This window comes from Shimia sp., from assembly GCF_039969785.1.
Classification (GTDB): domain Bacteria; phylum Pseudomonadota; class Alphaproteobacteria; order Rhodobacterales; family Rhodobacteraceae; genus Shimia.
Genome location: NZ_JBDVNC010000031.1, coordinates 1 through 22354 on the forward strand (window position 1 = coordinate 1; position 22354 = coordinate 22354).

Sequence of the window (22354 nt, forward strand, 5' to 3'; positions counted from 1 at the left end):
GACATCCTGATAAGACAATGGATAGCGCAGGTACCACCGCACGGCACACAGGATGATGTCACGCGGAAAGCGGTGGTGCTTGAACGGGGATCTGCGCGGCATATTTAACTTCAAAAGCCCAAAATTGACCAACTCAACCGACTAATGCAACAGTCCCATTGCGCGTAACGACGCGGTCAATGCACAACGATATCCCGGCCGCCCCCTGTGGCGCGGCTGGAGCGGATACCACCGCAGGAGCCGCGTCGAAACAAAACCTCTCGGGATCATGCTGCGCATAACCCTGCCGGTCAGTGGATGCATTGTATAAACTACTCGACCAATCGCTGATGGCGAGGGACTTTGATCGGCAGGTCGCTGGAACCCAAGTTCGCATCGCCGTCCTCAACCGCTACACCACACTTGGCATGCCTGTTACCGAGGCCGCAGGATAAATCCGTCCGGAGTAAGGGGAAGTCCGGCACTCTCGCGAGTTGTGCAACAAAGCCATGGGCCGGGGCCATATACATCCACACATTTTTCATGCGGCATTGCATGATGATGGCCCGCTTTTGTTAGGCAAGACTTTATAGAGATATTGGAGCGGTTTCCGCTCATATAATTTGAGCTGAGCGATTTGCGCTCATGTTGTAACTTGATATCCTCACCTCGGGAGGATGATTGATTTGAACTTGAGGCTCGGGGTCCGGAAGCTAAATCTTGCCCGGCGCTATTTGTGGGGCGCACTTGTCGCCGCGCTGATACCTCTGGTGCTGATCGCAGCGCTGTATGATCAATATAGCGCCAACCTCTTGAATAACCTGATAGCTAACCGGGTAGATGCAAACTTGGAAGCAACGGCTGCCAAGATGAGTAATTTCATGTCGGTTCAGGTAAATCGGCTGGAGAACATTGTTGACCTCCCTGATGCGACGGATTTTTTTCGCGGCGACCAAACCGCGACTATGTCCGCGCTTTTAGAGGATATTCTGCTCTTGGAAGCTGAGGGGCCCGACATATACGCAATCGAACTCGCTGACATTGACGGCAATATTCTGCAAACGGTTCCATCAACTCGGACGCGATCAAAGCCGGACAATTACAATACACTTCCTCTTGTGCAACATGAATCGGTCGAGGTTCTGGGACCCGTACTACCCAAGAATGGGCGCCCGGGTTGGTTTCTTATCCGGAAGTCTGTGACAGTGAATAACGAAAAAATTGGTATTATTTCCCTTCGAACGCGGCTTGCTTCTCTCACCGAGGAGGTCGCCTCACTCATAGAACCTAATGTCTATGAGCCACAAATCGTAGTCTTTGATCGCGTGCACCTGACGGCGGTTGGTACACGTGCAGATGCAGGCGTGGTTATTGCTAAATCGCGCCAGTTCTTTCCAGGTTGGAAGATACATCTGGTAGAAGGAACGGACATTTTCAAAGAACCGCGAACGCAAATCCGATATTTGCTATTGGTCGCTGCCGCGATATCGGCACTTGGTCTGGTGTTCCTGTTTTTCAAGATGTCCGAGCGTGTGTCGCGCTACCTCCTGCCCCTGAACGATGGGGCCAAGGCGATTGCGAACGGGAACTTCTCGGAGCCGGTGTCTGAAGATGCGCCTGGTGAACTCGGTACGCTCGCGCGATCATTCAATCGCATGCGTGAGCAATTGGAGAAGCTGATCAAGTCTCGTGTTGAAGTCGAACGTCGCGCCGCTCTTGGCAACATGGCCGCAGGTATTGCCCATGAGATCAGAAACCCACTCACCACAGTTGCAGCAACGGTTCACGGCTTGAACCGAAACGAGACAGATGTTGAGCGCCGCAAAATGTTTGAGGTTATCTCGTCAGAGATTACGCGAGTGGATAACGCAATCAGCGAGTTTCTCAACTACGCCCGACCCAGTGATCCCGTAATCGAACGAGTTCTGGTCCGCGATATATTTCGATCTATCAGAACGCTTATCGCGACAACAGCGCATGAGAAAAGTGTCATAATCAATCTGTCTGGAGACTCGAGCCTCGCGATAGCAATCGATGAGGCGCACCTGAGACAAATCCTATTGAATCTAACTCTCAATGCCATCGATGCGATGCCCGATGGAGGTCACCTCAACCTTCAAGCTTATCGTGAAGACGGCACTGCAACCCTTACCGTGTCAGACGACGGCAGCGGTATCGACGATGATACCAAAGCAAAGATTCTAAGCCCTTTCTTTACAACCAAGCCGGGAGGGACCGGCCTTGGCCTTTCGATCACAAACCAACTGGTCGAGGCGAACCACGGCACGATGCAAATCGAGAGCGAAGAAGGCGTTGGCACAACGATAACTATGATTTTCCACTCCGAGGGACGTCAATCAAAGGAAACGTCATGAGTAAAACGACAGTTCTTATAATTGACGATGAAACCAAACTGACTCAATCGCTTGCGTTCACGCTTCGGCAAGCTGGGATGGAGTGCCTTGAAGCTCACAATGGTCATCTCGGCTGTAATCTGGCCCAAAAGGAAAGTCCTGACATTGTGTTGCTCGACGTTAGAATGCCGGGGCAGAGTGGTCTTGACGTCCTCGAATGGTTTAACAACGAAATGCCAGATGTGCCCATCATCATGATGTCGGCCTTCGACGACACCAAAGACGCTGTCACAGCCATCAAAATGGGTGCGGTAGACTATCTGTCAAAACCCTTTGACGTTGATGAACTCATCCATCTGCTTGAGGAAACCAACAATCACAGTCAGTTGAAATCCGAAGTCGAATATCTGAGACAGCGCTATACGAATGAAACATCTCTAATTGGGATTAGCGGACTTATTCGGAATTTGAGGGAACAGATTGACCGCATCGCCCAAAGCAATGTCGGCACGCTTCTTCTTTCTGGAGAAACCGGCGTAGGCAAGGCAGTAGTGGCCCGACAACTGCACATAAAGGGAAGCGGCGAAGACAGCCCGTTTGTCGAGATAAACTGTGCTACGTTGCCCGAAGGCAAGATTGAGGCCGAACTCTTTGGTGCAGAAAGAGGATCGCTACCCGGTACCGTCACACGCCGTCGTGGCTTGGTGGAGATTGCTGACAACGGCACCCTGTTTCTTGATGAAATCGGGGAAATGCCCCTTTCTGTTCAAGCAAAGCTCCTGACCTTTATTGAAACGAGGACCTATCGGCCGCTGGGTATATCAAGAGAGCGTCATTCAAATGCTCGGGTTATCGCTGCCACCAACAAAAACCTCGAAGAGGCGGTTGCAGTCAGGGAATTCCGTCAGGATTTGTTTTTCCGCCTGAACGTTGTCCCGCTGGAGATCTTACCGTTGCGGGAACGGGATAAAGACATTGAATTGCTCGCCAGACATTTCGCGCGCCTCTACGCCGAGGAAACAGTTTCCAATCCAATTGGATTTGCAAAATCGACTCTTTCCTTTTTCAACTCATATCCGTGGCCGGGAAATGTGCGCGAGTTGAAAAACCTCGTCGAGCGGCTCACGATCCTTCATCCCGGGCAGGTCATCTCTGTCGATCAATTGCCTGCGGAAATTCGAACTGTTGAACTACGAAGTCCGGTGTCCATCGAAGAGTCGATGGATAATGTTGAACGCAATATGATTCAGGACGCCTTGATCAAGTGCCAGGGCAAAAAGGGTCTCGCTGCCGAACGGTTGGGGATTTCCAGACACGCGCTAAAACGCAAGATGCAGCGATTGGATTTATCATAATGAGTAGGGTTGCCGCATACGCACTTGCAATCTTGGCGACCCTATCTTTCTGGTCGCCAATCTCTGCGCAATCCGACCCGGTCAAAGTTGGGTGCCTTTACCCCCTGACCGGTCCAGGTGGCCTTTATGGTCGTGACAGCGCGGTGGCTATAAAGCTGGCGCAAAACCATCTGAACTCGCTTCAACCGGCAGAATTTCCGCAGATCGAGGTGATCATTGAAGACACGCGGTCAAAGTCACTTCGCTCTGTTCAGATCGCCAGAAATTTCATCGAAGTGGAAAACGTCGACTTCCTGTGCGGTGTGGTCAGTTCCAACATCGCTCGTGCGGTCTCTAATCTGGCCGCAGAATACGAAACTTTCTTTATCGGCACTGACCATGCATCACCTACATTGGTCACAGAGGCGCTCCACCCCTACTATTTTAGGGTCAGCAATGGCACGCGCCTTTCGATGCTGGCAGGCGCGCAGTTCATCAAGGAGAATTACGGCCAGTCGCCAAATCCGATAAAAATAGCATTCATTGGACCTGACTATGAATATGGATATCAGGCTTGGCACGACCTGAAGGGATTTCTGGACGCCCACGGTGTGGCGGCAAACATTCAGGGCGAGTATTGGCCAAAACTGTTCGAGACGGACTACACGCCCTACATCCAACAGTTGCTCAAGGACGAATTAGATATCCTCGTCAGTGGTCATTGGGGTCTCGATCTGGTGACTTTCGTCAAACAGGCAAAGCAACTTGGTTTATTTGAGCACACCCAGTTTATTAATTTTGATGCGGGCGGAAATTACGAAATTCTAGCAGAACTGGGCAATGACATGCCTCTTGGTTTGGTTTTATCGGCACGTCATCATGTCAATTGGCCGCCCACGCGACAGAACAAAGCTTTTGTTGATCGGTTCTATGAAGAGGCCGGCCGCTACCCCAGTTACGCAGCGCAAGGTGCATATGCTGGTATTTTGGCAATCGCTGAGGCGGTTCGACAAACAGGTGGCCTCGACGACAAGGAAAAACTGCGTCTAGCATTCGAAAACCTTAGCTTGTCGCTCCCCGAAGACCCCGAAGATTTCCGGTCGCATATGGATCCCAAAAGCCATCAGATGCTCCAGGTGCAAGCAATCGGCCGGACCGTTTTTGACAATCGTTTTCCTCCTGCAACGGTGCAATTGGGCGAGTGGTCAGTCTACTACCCTCCCGCAGAGTGGCCACAACTCCCAGACTGAAAACAGGCGAATGGTGCGAAACTTGCATCGTGAGCGGCTTCCGCTCTGAGATCGGCACGTTTGAGCGAAAAGCGCTCACCAAGATGCGACCGACAAATTGAAGCACACCTCATTCCGATGAGACTTAGGTCAGCGCGTCCAAATGGTGCGCAGGGAGGATTTTGCACAGTTACACCTACCGGTCGGGGGAGGCTCTACCGCGTGTTGCTGCGTAAATTTCTATCTCAAAACTGGATAGAACTTGGAGGAACACCATGAGGAAATCGCCTCAAATCGGCACTAAAATTGATGCCGTTTTCAAAAGTACAACGGCCCTTTTTGCAGCTGCAACAATTGGCGCCCTGGGCATTTTTGCACTGCCAAATGATGCACAGGCGCAAGACAAGACCGTCAAAATTGGATTTGTCACATTCCTGTCGGGAGGAGCTGCCGGTCCATTCGGAGTTCCGGCGCGTAACGCCGCTGAACTCTTGATCCAGTCCATCAACGCTGGCACCCTCCCTGGTCCCTACAACACAGCTGGCATCGGTGGCGCTTCTATCGATCCGATCTTCGTTGATGAAAACTCAAAACAGAAAAACGCTGACTATCTCAAGCTCGTTGAGAAAGACGCTGTTGATATGGTCGTCGGATATATTTCTTCGGGTAGCTGCAAGGCGATCGCACCGGAAGCTGAAAAAGCACAAAAACTGACGATTCTGTTCGACTGTGGTACGCCGCAAATCTTCGAAGAAATTGTCACAGATCCCAAATATACCTTCCGCACGGGCGGTCATGCGACCATGGATAACGTCGCAGCGGCACGCTATCTCGCGCAAACAGGCACGGCGACCGCCACTATTGCGGGCATCAACCAAAATTATGCCTGGGGTCAGGATTCCTGGCGCGACTTTTCCGCTTCCATCGCGCAGATCAATTCAGGGTCGGAGGTCGCGACAGAACAGTTTCCTAAGATCTATGCTGGCCAATACGGTTCGGAAATCTCCGCACTGCTGACATCCAAGCCGGATGTCATCCACTCCAGCTTCTGGGGCGGTGACATGGAAGCCTTTATTATCCAAGGTTCAGCGCGTGGCGTATTCGAACGTTCTAAAGTTGTTCTCACAACCGGTGAGACAGCTATGCATCGTCTGGGCGCGCAATTGCCTGATGGAACAGTGATTGGAGCACGAGGCCCCCACGGCGATCTCGCGCCGGAGTCAGAACTGAACGACTGGTTCCGCAAAGCCTATTTCGACCGTTTTGGTACGCTCCCAACTTATCCGTCCTACAAAATGGCTCAAGCGCTGCTTGGTGTGAAGGCTGCCGCAGACAAGGCTGGCAACACCGATCAAGATGCCATTATCAACGCATTGAAGGGTCTGGAGTGGGAAGGTCCAAGCGGCACCGTTTCCATGGCTCTCGCCAATGGTCACCAGGCGATTCAGGACACAGCCTACGGCACTTACAAATATGACAAAGACTCTGGCAAAGCGAGCCTTGTCGATGTCGTACGCTTCGCAGCCGAGTGCGTGAATCCTCCCGCAGGCGTCACATCCATCGACTGGATCAATGGCGGCTTCGAAGGCGCGAATTGCGAATAAGCACTTAGTTCCTCCCAAGAAGGCGGTGTTGCTGAAACGACGATCAGTACATCGCCTTCAAACACTGAACCGGGATTCGAGCGATCTGGCTGAGCTGCTTGAACCCGGCTTTTTCTCCTACGGCTGAACACACGGCGAGGAGGAAATCCCTAACATTTATCTGGAGTTAATGATGCTGACCGCAATCGCGATAACAGTGGATGGTCTTGGCTTTGCCGCATGGCTGTTTTTATCATCGGTGGGGCTCACGTTGATCTACGGCGTGATGCGAATCCTCAATATTGCCCATGGTGGCTTTTATGCACTCGGAGCCTATTCGTCTGCATGGGCCATCGGCCTTTACACTCAAACTGGCAATACGGTTGCCCTGACATTTTTTATCATACCAATTGCCGCTCTGGCAGCTGGCGTTGTCTCGGGACTACTCGTTGAACGCGGAATACTCAGGTTCATGTATGGGCGTGACGAAGTGCTGATGGTTCTCGTAACCTATGCAATCTTCCTCATCCTTGAAGATGTGACCAAGCTGATCTGGGGAACCCAATCCTATGTTGCTTGGCAGCCAGCATTTTACTTTGGGACAGTCGACGTCTTCGGAATTCCCTACACGATCTACAAATTCATCATCATAGGCGTGGCCGTTGCAGTCGGTCTGGCGCTCTTCATCGGTCTCAATCGCACGCGCATAGGAAAATTGCTGCTTGTTGTGATCGAAGATCGTGAGATCAGCGGGGCGCTTGGTATCAATGTACGGCGCTTCTTCACGGTTACATTCGTGATCGGAGCGACCCTTGGCGCACTTGGCGGAGCGATCACTGCACCTGAAATTTCGGTGTCACCCGGTATCGGGGCGGAAATCATTGTTCTGTCATTTGCGGTCATCGTGATCGGCGGCATGGGGTCCATCGGGGGGGCCATGCTTGGGGCTGTCATCGTCGGCTTCGCCCGCGCGGCCTCTGTGCACCTGTATCCACCTGCAGAGCTTTTCTCAATCTACCTCGTCATGGCCGCAGTCCTGGCCGTCAAACCCTATGGCCTCTTTGCTTTAGCAGAAAGCAGGAAGATATGACCAAATCATTCGACCGTACTGAATTGGGGCTGATCATCGCCCTGCCAATCCTGATCTGCATCGCATTTGTCCTGCCCAAGTGGATCGTCAACTACGTACAAGTTTCCATGGGAACGGGTCTTGTCGCTTTGGGTGTCATGATCCAAATGCGCGCCGGTCTGGTCTCATTCGGACAAGGACTTTATTTTTGCGTTGGCGGCTATGCCGCGGGCATGGCTGCAAAGTTCATGGGGATCTCCGATCTCTTTGTGCTTCTGGCTATTGGAATAATCGCCGCCCTTGTTCTGGCGACGATCCTCGGGTTCCTCTTGCGTAGATATCGCGAAATCTTCTACGCAATGTTGAGTCTGGCAGTATCGATGATCCTGTTCGGCCTGCTTTCCAGCACCGAAGACCTCGGGAGCACCGATGGATTCAACCTGCCAACCGCCACCTATCTTGGCTGGGCACCGGCCGGCGAAACCGCAAGGCTGACCCTCTACATCATCACCTGCTTCGTTGTCATTGGATGTGCAATAGCACTCAATCGCTTCCTCAAAGGACCGATTGGCTACATCAATGAGGCGATCCGGGAGAATGAACTACGGGTCGAATATCTGGGCACTTCGGCACATAAAGCAGTCCACATCACCTATGTCCTGGCCGCGATTGTCTCCTCTGTTGGCGGCGTGCTCTGGGCGTTGGCTCTTGGACATGTCGACCCCGAAATGACGAATTGGACAACGTCAGGTCAGTTCGTCTTCGTGTCGATCCTCTCCGGTGTCGGGAATATCGCAGCACCTCTGATCGGGACGTTCATTCTTGAAATCGTTCGCATCTTTGCCGTCGAGATCTCGCCGAACACTTGGCAGATGATTTTGGGGACAGTGATGCTTCTCACGATCATTTTCCTTCCAAAGGGGCTTTGGTCGCTGATCGCCAAAAAGAAAAAACCCCAGAAAGAAAGGCTGGCTGCGTCTGCTCCAGCAGCAGGTGAATGACATGACAACCATTCTTGAAACACGTAATCTCGAGAAGTCCTTTGGCGCGGTCTATGCCGCCAAAGACATCAACATCAAAATCGGCGCCGGCGAGGTTTTGGGTGTCATCGGTTCGAACGGTGCGGGCAAGACAACCTTCGTCAACATGGCCACTGGTTATCTGGCACCAAGCGCTGGTGAGATCCTCTATCGCGGCAAGAACATCACTGGATTGCCGACGCGGGACATCACCAAACTTGGGATCTGTCGGTCTTTCCAAATCCCGCAGCTCTTTCCGGAACTGCCAGTGATTGAAAACATGCTGATCGCCTTGACGGTGGCAAAACAAACCGGTCCCGTCCTGTTCAAACCGGCGATTAATCCGGCACTGGAAGAAGAAGCGATGACGCTTCTCGCCCGGTTTAAAATCGATCAATACGCTGATCAGGAAATTACCACCCTGGCCCAGGGTGTCCGGAAACTGGTGGATATCGCGATGGCGACGGTGGCCGAGCCAGAGCTTTTATTTCTCGACGAACCGACAAGTGGTGTGAGTGCCGATGAAAAAATGGACTTCATGCGCGTTCTGATCGATGCGCTTAAGTCAACAAAAACCGCCGTACTCTTTATCGAACATGACATGGAAATCGTCGAAACGTTTTCGCCGCGTTGCGTTGCGTTTTACGAGGGAACCATTCTTGCAGATGGACCCACGGCAGAGGTTCTTGAAAACCAAAAGGTTCGTGAGTTCGTCATTGGCAGTGAGTTTCATCGAAGCACCGCAGAACCTGAGAAACGCCAATCAAAACTGAGCCAAGAAATCTCCGGAAAAGGAGCTGCATAATGCTGACAATAGACAATATCAGCCTCTCCATTCAGCGTGTACCGATCTTGCAAGACGTCAGTCTTGAAATTGAGACCGGGACGACCTGTGGTCTCATTGGCCGAAACGGTGCGGGTAAGACCACTTTGATGCGGTCGATCATGGGGGCATTGCCCGTCGAGAGCGGCGCGATCCAGTTCAACCATGTGGATTTGCACAAGTCCAAACCCCACGAACGTGCGGCGCTTGGTATTGGCTACCTGCCGGAAGATCGACGCCTGGTGCCCCATTTCACGGTCGAAGAAAACATCATGGTTTCTCTGTGGGCGACCAATAATCACGACCGCCACAGACTCAAATGGGTCTACGAACTCATGCCCGAAATCGGCCGTTTTGCCGAGCGTAAGGCAATGACTTTGAGCGGAGGGCAGCAAAAACTTGTGGCATTGGCCCGCGCGCTCGTGGCCGGATCTAACCTGCTGCTTTTGGACGAACCGTTTGAAGGTGTTGCGCCCGCACTTGCGCAGCGACTTATGGAGGTTATCGGCAATTTGAGATCTGAAAATCTCACGGTCTTGGTGTCGGAATCCGACTACAGCCATTCAGAAAAAGTTGTCGACAAAGTCTACTCTATCGAACGCGGCCAAATCGCCTTGATGAATAATGCGGAGGCAGCGTGAGCGATGACTGATTTTACCTTCAACACAACACCTTCTATCCGCCAGATTACCGGCGGCGCTGCCAAGCTGGGTGAAATTGTGGACAGCATGCCCAATGCCTCAGGGCACTCGGAGGTCTTGTTTGTTACTGACCCGGGCATCATGCGATTGGGTTTGGCCAACCAAGCATTAGCAAGCCTGAAACAAAGCGGCTTTCAGGTTACCGTCTTCGACAAAATCGAGCCAGACCCAAAAGCCTCAACAGTGATGGAAGCCGTTGCTCTTGCGAAGCTGCACGAGTCAGCCTGCGTCATTGGTTTTGGTGGCGGCAGTTCCATGGATGTCGCGAAAATGATTGCTCTCCTCGCGATTTCCCAACAACCGCTTGATGAAATCTACGGCGTCAATCAGGCAACAGGCACGCGACTGCCACTCGTTCTCGTCCCGACGACCGCGGGGACGGGTTCCGAAGTCACGGCGGTCTCTATTCTGACCATTGGCACCGAAGAGAAAAAGGGCGTCGTATCTCCGATCATCCTTCCTGATATTGCTGTGTTGGATGCCGAATTGACGACAGGGCTACCGGCTCACATTACAGCGGCGACGGGTGTGGATGCGATGGTCCATGCCATCGAAGCTTTCACCTCCAAAAACGCAAACAACAATCCAATGTCGAAGATGCTGGCGAAGCAGGCGCTCGATTTGTTGGGAGCCAACATTCGCGAAGCCGTTTTCAACGGATCAAACAAGCAAGCCCGTGCAAACATGCTGCTTGGTTCAATGTTGGCAGGACAAGCATTTGCGAACTCGCCCGTGGCCGCCGTCCACGCTCTTGCTTATCCTATTGGCAGTCTCTTCCACGTTCCACATGGTCTTTCCAACGCCTTGGTACTGGCAGAGGTCATGCGGTTCAATGCGCCAGAATGCAGCGCAGAATATGCTGAACTTGCCTCACACGTATTCCCCGGCATCAACACCAACCGATCAAGCCAGGCGGTCACGGCAGAATTCATCGAACGACTCGGGCAGCTCAACACTGAACTCGGATTGGAAGCTGGTCTTCAGCATGTCGGGATCACCAAGGCGGATATTCCAAAGCTCGCATCGGACGCGATGAACCAGACGCGTTTGCTCGTCAACAATCCGAGGGAGGTTGGATTGGAAGACGCGGCACGCATCTACGAAGCGTCGTTCTGATTTGTGCTGGTCGTCTTGGGAGTCTGCGGTCAGCTCACCAGACACCGACCACTTGGCCGTGACGTTCCATAGGGAGGAAACTTAACATGAATAAACTTCTTTTCACGGCAGCGCTCTGCTGCAGCATGGCAACAACAGCCATGGCGCAGGACTGGACAAATTCCAAGTACGGTCCTGAAGATGAAATTGGTGCCGCAAATCTGATTACACCGGAAAGTGTGCTCAAGGCATCTAAACTGATCAAAACCGGCAAGACCTACAATCTTGGAATCGTCGTCGATTCAAAGACACCGGCGTTTTCGCCACGTTCTTTAAGCGTGAGTGTCCTTCAGCCCAACCAGATTGGAACTGAAGGTCTTGGAACCAACGGAATGACCTACAACGACGATATTTTTATGGGTTGGTTGGGTATCGGTCCGCAGATTGACGGCCTCGGCCACATCGGCATCAAGCACACTTTCTACAATGGCTTCAAAGATTCCGAGTTTGCAAAGGCTGATGGGCTTACCAAACTCGGAATCGAGAAACTGCCACCGATCGTCGCGCGCGGCGTCGTTCTGGACATGGCCAGGTTTTACGGTCAGGACATCGTGAAGGAAGGCACACCCTACACCAAAGCAGATATCATTGCAGCGGCTGAGCAGCAGGGTGTTGAAATCCGAAAAGGCGACGTGGTGATGTTCCACTCTGGCTGGTTGAATCTGCTGGACGGCGAAAATCAGGACCACAAGCGGTATGTGTCGGTCGAACCTGGCGTTGGTAATTCCGGAGCCGAATACCTTGCTGAAATTGGTGTGATGGCTGTTGGTGCTGACACTTGGGGTGTTGAAGCTGTTCCATTTGAAAAAGGCAGCGATGGCGTTTTTTCCGTTCACCAAATCCTGATTCCGCAAAACGGAATCTATATGTTGGAAAACATGGAAACGCGTGAATTGGTCAAAGACGGAGTGAAGGAGTTCATGTTCGTCCTCGGCGCTGCTCGTCTCAAAGGCGCAGTGCAGATGATCATCAACCCGATCGCAATTCACTAGAAGCGCGAACGGCCCAGGGTTTTACCCCAGGGCCGTTCAATCCGGTGCCACAAGACTCCGAACTTCCTGAAAGCCTTTTCAAAGCGAGACCGCAATGCCCGATATTTTCGAAACACTAGAACAGCGCCTGAGCCGAAAAGACTTACTCTCAGAAGCCGCATATGTTGCAGGCAACTGGGTCACGACGCGGGAGGCACAGGATGACGGCCGGTCTGTCTTCGATGTTATCAACCCATCAACCACAGATGTGATCGCAACGCTCCCAGATTTAGGTGTCGGCGGAACGCGCGCTGCGATTGATGCAGCCTTTATCGCGCAGAAGAGCTGGGCAGCAAAAACTGGTAAGGAGCGTGGAGCGGTCTTGCGCAGGCTTTTTGATCTGATGATCGCCAATGTAGATGATCTGGCTGCGATCCTGACCGCCGAGATGGGCAAGCCTTTGGCGGAAGCCAAAGGTGAGATCATGTATGGCGCCTCTTACCTGGAGTGGTTTTCTGAGGAAGCAAAAAGGGTCTATGGCGATATCATACCGGGACATCAGCCAGACAAACGCATCATGGTATTGAAGCAGCCGGTGGGCGTTGTCGCGTCCATAACGCCGTGGAACTTCCCAAATGCGATGATGACCCGCAAACTGGCCCCTGCGCTTGCAGTTGGTTGTGCATTTGTGGCCAAGCCTGCGGCTGAAACGCCGCTATCTGCCTTGGCCATGGCGGTTTTGGCCGAAGAAGCCGGCCTGCCAAAAGGTTTGTTTAGCGTCATCACATCAAAGTCGAGCGCGGCCATCGGTCAGGAGTTTTGTTCCAATCCGAAAGTGCGCAAGCTTACCTTTACAGGGTCCACAGAAGTCGGTCGCATTCTGATGAAGCAGTCAGCTGATCAGGTCATGAAGACATCGATGGAACTCGGCGGCAATGCTCCCTTCATCGTGTTTGATGATGCCGATCTCGATGCTGCCGTAGAGGGCGCAATGATTTCCAAATATCGCAACAATGGACAAACCTGTGTTTGTGCCAACCGCATCTATGTGCAGTCTGGGGTCTACGACGCTTTTGCGGAAAAGCTCAGTGCCGCTGTCGGCAAGATGAAAGTTGGCGACGGGTTTGAAGAAGGCGTCACCGCTGGCCCACTCATCACCGATGATGCTGTTGCTAAAGTTGTCGAGCACATCAAGGACGCAACGGCCAAAGGCGCCCAAATTGCCGCTGGCGGTAAAGCCCACAATTTGGGCGGAACATTCTTTGAGCCTACTATCCTCACCGGTGTTACCCGCGACATGAAGATTGCCGACGAAGAGACATTTGGTCCGGTCGCACCACTGTTCAAGTTCGACACGGTCGAAGATGTGATTGAGCAGGCCAACGATACGATCTTTGGGCTGGCGTCTTACTTCTATGCCAATGATCTCACCAAAGTTTGGCGCGTCGCAGAAGCGCTGGAATACGGAATGGTCGGTATCAACACGGGGCTGATCTCAACCGAGGTCGCACCCTTCGGTGGTATCAAGCAATCGGGACAAGGACGCGAAGGCTCCAAATATGGCGTGGATGACTATCTCGAGATGAAATACGTCTGCATTGGGGGGGTATGATGACAGATCTTGTTACAGACCGTCTGCCGTTTCCAATTGGCTGGTTCGGCGTTGCTGTACCGGTGGATTGCACGACATCCTTCGCAGCGCAGTCCGGTGGCGTCATTAGCCACAGCAAACAGGGCTCACAATAATCATCCTTGGCTTTGGTCTTCTCTGCAATGAAATGGACATCGCCTACCGGGCAGTGCATGTGCACAAGCCTTTCGCCACTATCTAAAGTGAGTTGCTCGACCGCCGAAAATTCAAGTTAATGGCCGAGGCACGTGTCGCCGTTTTGAGTTCATCCAATGCTGGTACAATCCCTCCCATCGCCACTCCACTTTGGGAAATACATCACCCATCATCTACGAAAGGACCGCCGCTGAAGGGGCTTTGAATTCCGCAACCCCAGGGAAAGGTCTTGGACTTCAACATCTGAGCCTAATAGATCTAGATACCAGGCCTCTGCATCGACGATAGATGCCAACGGGACCGACCGTAACTTCTTAGAACGGTTCAGCCACGGCGAAACTCGATGTTACGAGAAGCGCCACAGCAACATTTCTAAGAACGCGCATTGTCATGATCCTATCGTTAAATCTTCTGCGAGCATCAGGGCGTTGCCATCAGGATCATAAAAAGTTGCAGTCTTTACCATACCTTCCACCACTTCTGTTTCACCGTCAAACTTCACTTTGGCTTGCTCCAGCCTCTGCCGAGCGGAGTCCAGATCAGCGATTCCAAAGACAGGAACGCAGTTGCCGGGAACAGGTTTGGTATGTTCACCAAGGCCAATCGTCACACCAACCGTTTTTGTTTGCAGTTCCGACCAGCCCGCGTCGTCAGCGTGATAGATCGTCTCAAAGCCCAACATGCTTCGGTACCACTTGGCACTTGCGTGACGATCTTTGACCGACATTGCGATATTGATAGTTTCGTCCAAGGTAACAAGTGCCATTGGCTTTCCTTTTTAGTAAAAATGTATTAACTATACTTTATGGACATAGACTTATTTGTCAACATCACTTCAAGGGCTTGGGCAATCCCCATATTGTCCAACTTGCATTTGGGGGTTGCAGGACGACAGGCGACGTTGCTGACAGCGACTGGAGCGAGCAGGACTGCATTCGCTCAAAGCATGGACCACCTCATCAAAGCGGGGCTTCTGGAAAGAAACCCTGGGTATGGCCATCCATTGAGACCCGAGTTTCGCCTTACTCAGCTCGGAAAAGAAGCGGCTGCAATTGCGGGCAAGGTTCAGCGGGTGTCCGCTGAGGACGATCAGCGTTTGCTACGCAAGTCTTGGACCTTGCCGGTGCTAACGTCCCTGCAAAGGCCGTGCCATTTCAGCGACATCAAACGAAACCTTCATACGATCACTGATCGCGCTTTGTCACAGTCGTTGAAATCTATGGAGGTAAAAGACTGGGTACATCGCAGCGTTGATGAAACGGCGCGCCCCCCGAGATCAATCTATCGGGCCGTCAATACGGGAGGTGTGATAAGTAGAATTACCGGGCCGGAAATCAGTTTGAGCCGAAAATAATCAAAGTAAATGAGAAGCAGCCAAAGCACGCATTGGCGCTATAGCTGCCCGTTTTTGTTAAGACCAAAACCGCACGATCCCAACCGACATTCTTCCCATGGATGTTACGAATTGCGCTGAGTCAGTGTAAGTCAGCTCGACGGTCTTTATTCAGATGTTTGTCCGGAGTAAAACCTATACTCTGATCCGTTCTTGAGACCCCTTTGCGACGCGCTTGTCGGTAATCGCCTTGAGTTTTCGCACAGCACTGCGGACAAGATGGCCGGGGTCTTGCACGATGACACCATCTAATGTCTCGTCTTTAAGCGCTGTTTCTGTGAATGGCGTGCGCTCGTGGGCGACTTTGATCAGATGGCCCGTGTTCCCTGTTTCGTTCAGGATCGTGAGTGGCACGCGGGCCTCTGATGACAGCACATAAACGCCAATGAGGTCTGGATAGTTCATCACCGAGCTGCCGATGATATTTTCAGCGCGAACTTCGTCCCCGTAGGTTTCCAAAGACGGGAGCGCGCGCAGGTTGGGAAAATGCGCGTTCATCTCGGCATCAAAACCCATCCGCCGCTCGAGACTGTCCCTTGACCTCATGCTTTCGGAAATGACTAAGACTGATCCTTCTTGCGCAGAGCAAAATCTACCGATGAGATTTGCGGCTGTTGCTCCGGCGGCGTGGTGGTTTGTTCCGACCCAGTGTTCTTCCATTGTGGATTGATCTGTAATGAAGGGCAGGGCGGCGACGCCCCGTTCTTGCAAGCGGAAGATTGCGTCGCGAACCTGTGGCGATTCAGGGGCCATAATTGCCACGCCTGTTGTTTCGTTCGGGTCCAGTGTTGCCAGGAAAGCTGCAATGCTGTGAGGATCATTTTCGTCGATGTGTTCGACGTCACACCACACAAGGTCGGATGCAAAGGTTTCACGGGCCTCATTGATGTGGCGAATGATTTCTTTCAAAAAGAGATCACCCGAGCGGGGCAGCGCAAATACAAAGCGATAACGTTGGGATCTGGCAAGGTTGGCGGCCTGGATGTTGCGCACGAAGCCGAGCTCTTGGATTGCGTCGTTTACGCGATCCACTGTCCGTTTTTTCACGCCCTCGCGTCCATTTAGGACCCGATCGACCGTTGCGCGGCTGACGCCAGCTGCTTTTGCCAAATCTTTTGTAGTGGGTCTCAGCATTATACCTCTGACGTCCATTGCCGCGGTTTTCAACATCTTATCAGACCTTTGCCCTGTCGCAGCTGCATCATTTTCGCGCCCAAATTGGGCTCTTAACCCGGAATACAGTGATTATTGATGCACGTGCCTCATTTAGCAATGTGGAGAGCGTGAGTCGTGGCGGGGAGCCATGTCCCGCCATAACCGGGAGGAGTTACCTTCATGAAAAAGAACCCGTTCACCACAGCCGCAGTGGGTGCGACTGTTGCATCTGGACTGGCTACCACTGCGATGGCGGATGGTCATGCAACAGACCTGACATTGTGCTGGGCCGCGTGGGATCCAGCAAATTCATTGATCGAGCTGAGCAAGGATTTCGAAGAACAGTCCGGCCACAGGATGAATTTCGAATTCGTGCCTTGGACCAGATTTGCAGATCGCATGTTCAACGAGCTGAACTCGGGCGGGCAGCTGTGTGACCTAATGATTGGTGACAGCCAATGGATCGGTGGGGGCGCTGAAAACGGCCACTACGTGAAATTGAACGACTTCTTCGATGCCAGTGGTATCAGCATGGATGACTTCTTGCCCGCGACTGTGACGGGCTACGCTGAATGGCCAAAAAACACGCCAAACTACTATGCACTGCCTGCTTATGCAGACGTTGTAGGCTGGACATACCGCAAGGATTGGTTTGAGCGCCCAGAGCTTCAGGCAGAATTTCTGGACACCTACGGGTACGCGCTGGCCGCTCCTGAAGCGCTGGGTCAATTGAAAGACATAGCATCTTTCTTCCAGGGTCGCGACATTGATGGCACGACTGTTTACGGTGCTGCGATCTACACCGAACGTGGGTCCGAGGGCATCTCAATGGGTGTTACCAACGCGCTCTATAACTTTGGTTTCGAATACGAGAACCCCGATCAGCCTTACGATCTGGATGGTTTCGTAAATTCAAAAGGTGCTGTTGCAGGTCTGGAGTTCTACAAGGAACTTTACGAAGCGGGCACACCTCCGGGATCATCCAACTGGTACATGGGTGAAAACATTGACGCCTATCGTTCGGGTCAGGTTGCCATGCAGATGAACTTTGCCTTCGTTTGGCCGGGCGTCGAATCTGACGAAACTGTCGGTGGCGGCAATTCCGGTTTTTTCCCCAACCCTGCAGGTCCGGCGGGCCAATTCGCACAGCTTGGCGGTCAAGGTATTTCGGTTGTTGCCTATTCGGAAAAGCAGGACGCTGCATTGGAATACATCCAATGGTTTGCACAGCCTGAAATCCAGCAACGCTGGTGGGATTTGGGTGGTGCATCTGCACTGCGTGCGGTTGTCGAAGCCCCTGAATTCGCAACAAGCCAGCCATATGCGCAGACGTTCCTTGATAGCATGGCGATCGTGAAGGATTTCTGGGCAGAGCCTGCCTATGCGGACCTTTTGATCGCCACACAAGAGCGCATGCACAACTACGTCATTGCTGGCGAAGGCACGGCCCAAGAGGCCCTTGACGGTTTGGTTCGTGATTGGATCGAAGTGTTCGAGGACGAAGGCAAACTTTAACGTTCCTCCCTGTCGGATGGCCTTTCACGAGGGTTATCCAGACACCCGCACCAGCCGATTTTCGGATCGGCTGGTGCATGTTTCAATTTTTGGTTGCGCGGGCGACATACCGCGACAAGGACACACACCATGACCCCTTCCTCCATAGAGACGGCGGCGGCGAAAACGCCCGACAGTCTGGCCAAGCGTATTCGCGGGCTGTCTGATCGGACAATCGCGTGGATATTCGTGGCCCACACGATTTTCTTACTGCTGGCCGTGAATATCTTTCCGTTGATCTGGACAATCCGTCTGAGCTTTACCAATTTTCGGGTGAACCGCCCTAACAATGACGTCGAATGGGTTGGTTTGCGCAACTACGAACGCATTCTGAACGACCCTGACGTCTGGAACACGATGCAGGCGACCGCGCACTTCCTGATCTGGACGATCACGTTGCAGGTGTTGATCGGATTTGCGCTGGCCTATCTGATTAACAAGAAATTTCGCGGAAACGATATGTGGACGACGATCATTGTGTTCCCGATGATGCTTTCACCCGCAGTTGTCGGCAATTTCTGGACGTTTCTTTACCAACCACAAATTGGCCTGTTCAACTACGTGGTCGCGTTCTTTACAGGGGTCGATCCCGCAAGCTTTTCGATGATCGGCGATGTGCATCTGGCCCCTTGGGCGATTGTGATTGCTGATACCTGGATGTGGACGCCGTTTGTGATGTTGATCTGTTTGGCGGGGCTGCGATCCATCCCTGACAGCATATATGAGGCAGCCGAATGTGATCGTGCATCCAAATGGCGCCAGTTCTGGACCATCACCATCCCTATGGCGCTGCCATTCCTGATGCTGGCCGTGTTGTTCCGCGGGATCGAGAATTTCAAGATGTTCGATCTGGTCGTGCAACTAACGGGCGGGGGGGCCGGGCAGCACCACGACCCTGACATCTATCGATCTAAAACGAGAAGCGTTTGAGAAATGGCGCACGGGCTATTCGAGTTCCTATGCCGTCATTCTTTTTGTGACCGTCTTTGGCCTCGCATCGATCTACGTCAAAGCCCTGAACAAGGTAAAAGAAAGATGAGTTTTTCAGTCACAGAGCCCACCAAGGCACCAAGTGGTTTGCTGGCGTTTTCGTAGTTCTCTACGCGGTCATCACGCTCGTTCCCCTCATTTGGATCGTCGCCACGGGTTTCAAATCGCCTGCAGATTCAATTGCGTATCCACCCGTCATAGTCTTCGAACCGAGCTTGGAAGGCTACGTGAACCTGTTCACTGAACGCACGCGTGCAACACCTGACATGCTTGAGGCGGCGGGCCCTGCCGAAACATGGTATGACAAGATCACGCGCGAACGCGGCACGGTTATTTCTGGGCCGTCACGCTATGGTGAGCGGTTCCTAAATTCGGTCATCATCGGGTTTGGATCGACGCTCTTGTGCATGGTTCTGGGTACGATGGCGGCATATGCGTTCAGCGGCTTTAAGGTCCCGCTAAAGGACGATTTGCTGTTTTTCATCCTGTCCACGCGGATGATGCCACCTATCACGGTCGCGATCCCGATCTTCTTGATGTTCCGAAATTTGGGGATGAACGACACACACCTTGGGATGATCCTGCTTTATACGGCGGTGAACCTGTCGCTGTCGGTCTGGTTACTGAAAGGGTTCATCGACGAGATCCCGATTGAATACGAAGAAGCGGCCTTGATTGATGGTTACACGCGGTTTCAGGCGTTTTACAAAGTGGTCCTGCCGCAAGCGGCCACAGGCATCGCATCAACAGCCATTTTCTGCCTGATCTTTGCGTGGAATGAGTATGCCTTCGCGGTTCTGCTGACATCCGGCACTGCACGAACTGCACCACCTTTCATTCCGACAATCATCGGCACCAGCGGCAAGGATTGGCCTGCGGTGGCGGCGGGCGCGACGATTTTCCTCGTGCCGGTCATGGTCTTCACCATCCTGTTGCGTAAGCACCTCTTGCGCGGGATCACATTCGGAGCGGTTCGCAAATGATGAACTTCGTAAACGGCTTACTGCGATTGCGCCGTGGTCCTTGGGAAATGCTGGCGACCATTCTGATCGCGCTAGGGGTCATCATGCTGATGCAACCTTTCGCAATCGGACTTTACACCTTTTCCTTCATTGTCACCCTTGTCGGCACGGTGATGTTCATCATCGTCAGTCACTTTCCGGAGTAACCCATGGCACAAATTAGAATTGAAAACGTGCGAAAGGATTTCGGGTCGTTCAACGCGGTGAAATCTTCGACGTTCACGATTGAAGATGGAGAATTTTTCATGCTGCTCGGACCGTCTGGTTGCGGCAAGACCACAACGCTGCGGATGATGGCGGGTTTGGAATTACCAACATCGGGCGAAGTATATATCGACGGAGAAGAGGTTGGCATGAAGCCTGCGTCCCAGCGCGACATCGCGTTCGTGTTCCAAATGTTCGCGCTTTATCCGCATATGAATGTGGGCAAAAACATCAGCTATCCATTGCGATCCCAAGGGATGCCCGCCGCGCAGGTGAAACAGAAGGTCAGCGAGATTGCCGAGATCCTCGGCATCTCGACATTTTGAACAAGCCTGTCGGTGGTTTGTCTGGCGGGGATCGGCAGCGCGTTGCCCTAGGTCGGGCGATCGTAGGTGACCCCAAGGCGTTCTTTATGGACGAACCACTTGGCGCGTTGGACGCTGAATTTCGTGAACATATGTCCGAAGAACTACGCGCCTTACATGATCGCATGAACGCCACGACAGTCTACGTGACTCACGATCAACTTGAAGCCATGCAGATGGGCGACAAAATCGTGGTGATGAACCACGGGTCGGTCGAACAATTTGGAGTGCCCCAAGATATCTATGATTGGCCCGCGACAAAATTCGTGGCGCAGTTTATCGGCTCTCCTCCAATGAATTTCCTCGATTTTCGCGGGATGATAGGCAAGGGCGGTGGCGAGGTGCGCCTGAATGAAACCCCGATGAGCGTGCCGAAAAGCATTGATGAGGCCAATGGCGAGTTGTCGTTCGGTGTACGTCCTGAGCATGTGAAGCTGGACGATACGGCCCCGTATCGAGGGCGAGTTAAAGCGACAGAATACCTTGGTACTACGCAGATCGTAACGCTAGAAACGGCCAATGGTGACCTAAATGCGCGCGTGGCAAGTTCTGACAAAGTCCCTGTCGGGGAGCAGACGGGGCTTACGTTTGACACGCGCACGATTACACTTTTTGACGCTAAGACAGGTGCGGCACTTCGCTCGCAAGCCAATGAAGGATTGCTGATCCATGGCTGAAGTGACGCTAACGAACATCTCGAAGTCGTACGGCCCACAGGTCGCGTTAGATGAAGTAAGCATGACCATTCCAGACGGTGCGTTTGTAGTTTTGCTTGGACCGACAGGTGCTGGCAAGACGACGACGCTGCGAATGGTGTCGGGCTTGGACAAGCCTGATATAGGCGCTGTCAAGATCGGGGGCAGTGATGTTGCGTCTTTCATACCGGCCCAGCGGGATGTGGCGATGGTGTTCCAGCAATACTCGCTCTATCCGCATTTGACTGTTCGCCAAAATCTCGAATTCCCGTTGAAATCCCCAATCCTGCAAACACCGCGGGCTGAGATTGACCGCAAGGTTGGTGCCGTGGCCGAGGTTTTGCAGATCAACCACAAGCTGGACAACAAAGCGACGGCGCTGTCGGGCGGCGAGATGCAGCGTGTTTCAATCGGGCGGGCTTTGGTGCGTGAACCGTCCGTTTATTTGATGGACGAACCGCTGAGCTCGCTGGATGCGAAGCTGCGGTCCGATTTGCGTATTGAACTAAAAAGCATTCAGGCGGATTCAGGGGCAACCATGCTGTACGTAACCCATGATCAGACCGAGGCAATGACGATGGCAACCCATGTCGGCGTTCTTGACAATGGCAAGCTGGTTCAGTTCGGAAACCCGCGTGATATCTACGAAAATCCAGTAAGCACTTATGCAGCCAGTCGTTTGGGGCAACCGCGTATCAATGTTTTGCCGTCGGATGTGTTCGGGGGCGCGCCCAAAAATGCGACCCATATCGGGTTGCGCCCGAACAGATCATGCAAGGCGAGGGCGAAGATAGCTTCGTGCAACGCGTTGAACATCTGGGCGATCAGACCCGATTGCACCTGTCGTTCAAGTCACACGACCTGATAACGGTGACGGAGGCGCATACGACCCTAAAAGAGGGCGATATCATCCAGATCCGCCCTGAAAAAGCGTTCTATTTTGACGCTTCTGGCGCACGTCTTTCGTAGGAGA

At 52.7% G+C, this 22354-nt stretch carries 18 protein-coding genes and 4 pseudogenes; 20 read left to right on the top strand and 2 right to left on the bottom strand.

Annotation, left to right across the window (positions count from 1 at the left end):
• Positions 1-157 precede the first annotated feature (157 nt).
• The 13 genes and pseudogenes from ABJI08_RS13775 to ABJI08_RS13835 all read left to right on the top strand — a co-directional run.
• A pseudogene (locus ABJI08_RS13775) lies at positions 158-434 on the top strand (hypothetical protein); the annotation flags it as partial.
• 222 nt (positions 435-656) lie between these two features.
• Positions 657-2354, top strand: a complete 1698-nt coding sequence (locus ABJI08_RS13780) for an ATP-binding protein (protein WP_348402427.1) — start codon at positions 657-659, stop codon at positions 2352-2354.
• The gene (locus tag ABJI08_RS13785; RefSeq protein ID WP_348402428.1) at positions 2351-3688 is read left to right on the top strand and encodes a sigma-54 dependent transcriptional regulator; all 1338 of its coding nucleotides are present in this window, start codon (positions 2351-2353) and stop codon (positions 3686-3688) included. The genes ABJI08_RS13780 and ABJI08_RS13785 overlap by 4 nt, the downstream gene beginning before the upstream one ends.
• Complete coding sequence (locus tag ABJI08_RS13790; RefSeq protein ID WP_348402429.1) at positions 3688-4917, top strand: ABC transporter substrate-binding protein; 1230 nt, start codon at positions 3688-3690, stop codon at positions 4915-4917. The genes ABJI08_RS13785 and ABJI08_RS13790 overlap by 1 nt, the downstream gene beginning before the upstream one ends.
• A gap of 254 nt (positions 4918-5171) precedes the next feature.
• Entirely contained in the window at positions 5172-6500 is a 1329-nt protein-coding gene (locus tag ABJI08_RS13795) for an ABC transporter substrate-binding protein (RefSeq protein WP_348402430.1), read from the top strand.
• A gap of 172 nt (positions 6501-6672) precedes the next feature.
• Positions 6673-7569 carry a branched-chain amino acid ABC transporter permease gene (locus ABJI08_RS13800; RefSeq protein ID WP_348402431.1) on the top strand — a complete coding sequence of 299 codons (897 nt, stop codon included), beginning with the start codon at positions 6673-6675 and terminating at the stop codon, positions 7567-7569.
• The gene (locus ABJI08_RS13805) at positions 7566-8549 is read left to right on the top strand and encodes a branched-chain amino acid ABC transporter permease (protein WP_348402432.1); all 984 of its coding nucleotides are present in this window, start codon (positions 7566-7568) and stop codon (positions 8547-8549) included. Before ABJI08_RS13800 ends, ABJI08_RS13805 begins: the two co-directional genes overlap by 4 nt.
• Position 8550: 1 nt before the next feature.
• Positions 8551-9372, top strand: coding sequence for an ABC transporter ATP-binding protein (locus tag ABJI08_RS13810; RefSeq protein ID WP_348402433.1), 822 nt, complete (start codon positions 8551-8553; stop codon positions 9370-9372).
• Positions 9372-10031 (top strand): ATP-binding cassette domain-containing protein, encoded by a 660-nt coding sequence (locus ABJI08_RS13815; RefSeq protein WP_348402434.1) that lies wholly within the window; start codon positions 9372-9374, stop codon positions 10029-10031. The genes ABJI08_RS13810 and ABJI08_RS13815 overlap by 1 nt, the downstream gene beginning before the upstream one ends.
• A 3-nt stretch (positions 10032-10034) precedes the next feature.
• Positions 10035-11207: an iron-containing alcohol dehydrogenase gene (locus ABJI08_RS13820; RefSeq protein ID WP_348402435.1), complete on the top strand. Its 1173-nt coding sequence runs from the start codon at positions 10035-10037 to the stop codon at positions 11205-11207.
• 86 nt (positions 11208-11293) lie between these two features.
• On the top strand, positions 11294-12238 hold the full coding sequence (locus ABJI08_RS13825) for a cyclase family protein (RefSeq protein WP_348402436.1): 945 nt from the start codon (positions 11294-11296) through the stop codon (positions 12236-12238).
• Positions 12239-12332: 94 nt separating this feature from the next.
• A complete protein-coding gene (locus ABJI08_RS13830; RefSeq protein WP_348402437.1) occupies positions 12333-13829 on the top strand; it encodes an NAD-dependent succinate-semialdehyde dehydrogenase in 1497 nt (498 codons plus the stop codon).
• Positions 13829-13963: a hypothetical protein gene (locus tag ABJI08_RS13835; RefSeq protein ID WP_348402438.1), complete on the top strand. Its 135-nt coding sequence runs from the start codon at positions 13829-13831 to the stop codon at positions 13961-13963. Before ABJI08_RS13830 ends, ABJI08_RS13835 begins: the two co-directional genes overlap by 1 nt.
• 428 nt (positions 13964-14391) lie before the next feature.
• Here the strand turns inward: ABJI08_RS13835 and ABJI08_RS13840 are convergent, their stop codons facing one another.
• Positions 14392-14769, bottom strand: coding sequence for a VOC family protein (locus tag ABJI08_RS13840; protein WP_348402439.1), 378 nt, complete (start codon positions 14767-14769; stop codon positions 14392-14394).
• 180 nt (positions 14770-14949) lie between these two features.
• On the opposite strand from ABJI08_RS13840, the gene ABJI08_RS13845 reads away from it, so the two are divergent.
• Positions 14950-15357, top strand: coding sequence for a winged helix-turn-helix transcriptional regulator (locus ABJI08_RS13845; RefSeq protein ID WP_348402440.1), 408 nt, complete (start codon positions 14950-14952; stop codon positions 15355-15357).
• Positions 15358-15531: 174 nt separating this feature from the next.
• On the opposite strand, the gene ABJI08_RS13850 is transcribed toward ABJI08_RS13845, so the two are convergent.
• Positions 15532-16566: a LacI family DNA-binding transcriptional regulator gene (locus tag ABJI08_RS13850; protein WP_348402441.1), complete on the bottom strand. Its 1035-nt coding sequence runs from the start codon at positions 16564-16566 to the stop codon at positions 15532-15534.
• A gap of 165 nt (positions 16567-16731) precedes the next feature.
• Here ABJI08_RS13850 and ABJI08_RS13855 point away from each other — a divergent pair, with 165 nt between their 5' ends.
• The 6 genes and pseudogenes from ABJI08_RS13855 to ABJI08_RS13880 all read left to right on the top strand — a co-directional run bounded on the left by ABJI08_RS13855 (position 16732) and on the right by ABJI08_RS13880 (position 22350).
• Positions 16732-18066: an extracellular solute-binding protein gene (locus ABJI08_RS13855; protein ID WP_348402442.1), complete on the top strand. Its 1335-nt coding sequence runs from the start codon at positions 16732-16734 to the stop codon at positions 18064-18066.
• A gap of 129 nt (positions 18067-18195) precedes the next feature.
• Positions 18196-19144 (top strand): annotated as a pseudogene (locus ABJI08_RS13860) (sugar ABC transporter permease).
• A 178-nt stretch (positions 19145-19322) separates the two neighbouring features.
• Positions 19323-20078, top strand: a complete 756-nt coding sequence (locus ABJI08_RS13865) for a carbohydrate ABC transporter permease (RefSeq protein WP_348402443.1) — start codon at positions 19323-19325, stop codon at positions 20076-20078.
• Positions 20075-20263 carry a hypothetical protein gene (locus ABJI08_RS13870; RefSeq protein ID WP_348402444.1) on the top strand — a complete coding sequence of 63 codons (189 nt, stop codon included), beginning with the start codon at positions 20075-20077 and terminating at the stop codon, positions 20261-20263. Before ABJI08_RS13865 ends, ABJI08_RS13870 begins: the two co-directional genes overlap by 4 nt.
• 3 nt (positions 20264-20266) lie before the next feature.
• A pseudogene (locus ABJI08_RS13875) lies at positions 20267-21363 on the top strand (ABC transporter ATP-binding protein).
• A pseudogene (locus ABJI08_RS13880) lies at positions 21356-22350 on the top strand (ABC transporter ATP-binding protein). The pseudogenes ABJI08_RS13875 and ABJI08_RS13880 overlap by 8 nt, the downstream one beginning before the upstream one ends.
• The last annotated feature ends 4 nt before the right edge of the window (positions 22351-22354 follow it).

What these genes read in the sequence shown, in the direction of transcription:
- ABJI08_RS13780 (WP_348402427.1), top strand. Translation starts at nt 657, where the DNA reads ATGATTGATTTGAACTTGAGGCTCGGGGTCCGGAAGCTAAATCTTGCC.
- ABJI08_RS13785 (WP_348402428.1), top strand. Translation starts at nt 2,351, where the DNA reads ATGAGTAAAACGACAGTTCTTATAATTGACGATGAAACCAAACTGACT.
- ABJI08_RS13790 (WP_348402429.1), top strand. Translation starts at nt 3,688, where the DNA reads ATGAGTAGGGTTGCCGCATACGCACTTGCAATCTTGGCGACCCTATCT.
- ABJI08_RS13795 (WP_348402430.1), top strand. Translation starts at nt 5,172, where the DNA reads ATGAGGAAATCGCCTCAAATCGGCACTAAAATTGATGCCGTTTTCAAA.
- ABJI08_RS13800 (WP_348402431.1), top strand. Translation starts at nt 6,673, where the DNA reads ATGCTGACCGCAATCGCGATAACAGTGGATGGTCTTGGCTTTGCCGCA.
- ABJI08_RS13805 (WP_348402432.1), top strand. Translation starts at nt 7,566, where the DNA reads ATGACCAAATCATTCGACCGTACTGAATTGGGGCTGATCATCGCCCTG.
- ABJI08_RS13810 (WP_348402433.1), top strand. Translation starts at nt 8,551, where the DNA reads ATGACAACCATTCTTGAAACACGTAATCTCGAGAAGTCCTTTGGCGCG.
- ABJI08_RS13815 (WP_348402434.1), top strand. Translation starts at nt 9,372, where the DNA reads ATGCTGACAATAGACAATATCAGCCTCTCCATTCAGCGTGTACCGATC.
- ABJI08_RS13820 (WP_348402435.1), top strand. Translation starts at nt 10,035, where the DNA reads ATGACTGATTTTACCTTCAACACAACACCTTCTATCCGCCAGATTACC.
- ABJI08_RS13825 (WP_348402436.1), top strand. Translation starts at nt 11,294, where the DNA reads ATGAATAAACTTCTTTTCACGGCAGCGCTCTGCTGCAGCATGGCAACA.
- ABJI08_RS13830 (WP_348402437.1), top strand. Translation starts at nt 12,333, where the DNA reads ATGCCCGATATTTTCGAAACACTAGAACAGCGCCTGAGCCGAAAAGAC.
- ABJI08_RS13835 (WP_348402438.1), top strand. Translation starts at nt 13,829, where the DNA reads ATGACAGATCTTGTTACAGACCGTCTGCCGTTTCCAATTGGCTGGTTC.
- ABJI08_RS13840 (WP_348402439.1), bottom strand. Translation starts at nt 14,769, where the DNA reads ATGGCACTTGTTACCTTGGACGAAACTATCAATATCGCAATGTCGGTC.
- ABJI08_RS13845 (WP_348402440.1), top strand. Translation starts at nt 14,950, where the DNA reads ATGGACCACCTCATCAAAGCGGGGCTTCTGGAAAGAAACCCTGGGTAT.
- ABJI08_RS13850 (WP_348402441.1), bottom strand. Translation starts at nt 16,566, where the DNA reads ATGTTGAAAACCGCGGCAATGGACGTCAGAGGTATAATGCTGAGACCC.
- ABJI08_RS13855 (WP_348402442.1), top strand. Translation starts at nt 16,732, where the DNA reads ATGAAAAAGAACCCGTTCACCACAGCCGCAGTGGGTGCGACTGTTGCA.
- ABJI08_RS13870 (WP_348402444.1), top strand. Translation starts at nt 20,075, where the DNA reads ATGATGAACTTCGTAAACGGCTTACTGCGATTGCGCCGTGGTCCTTGG.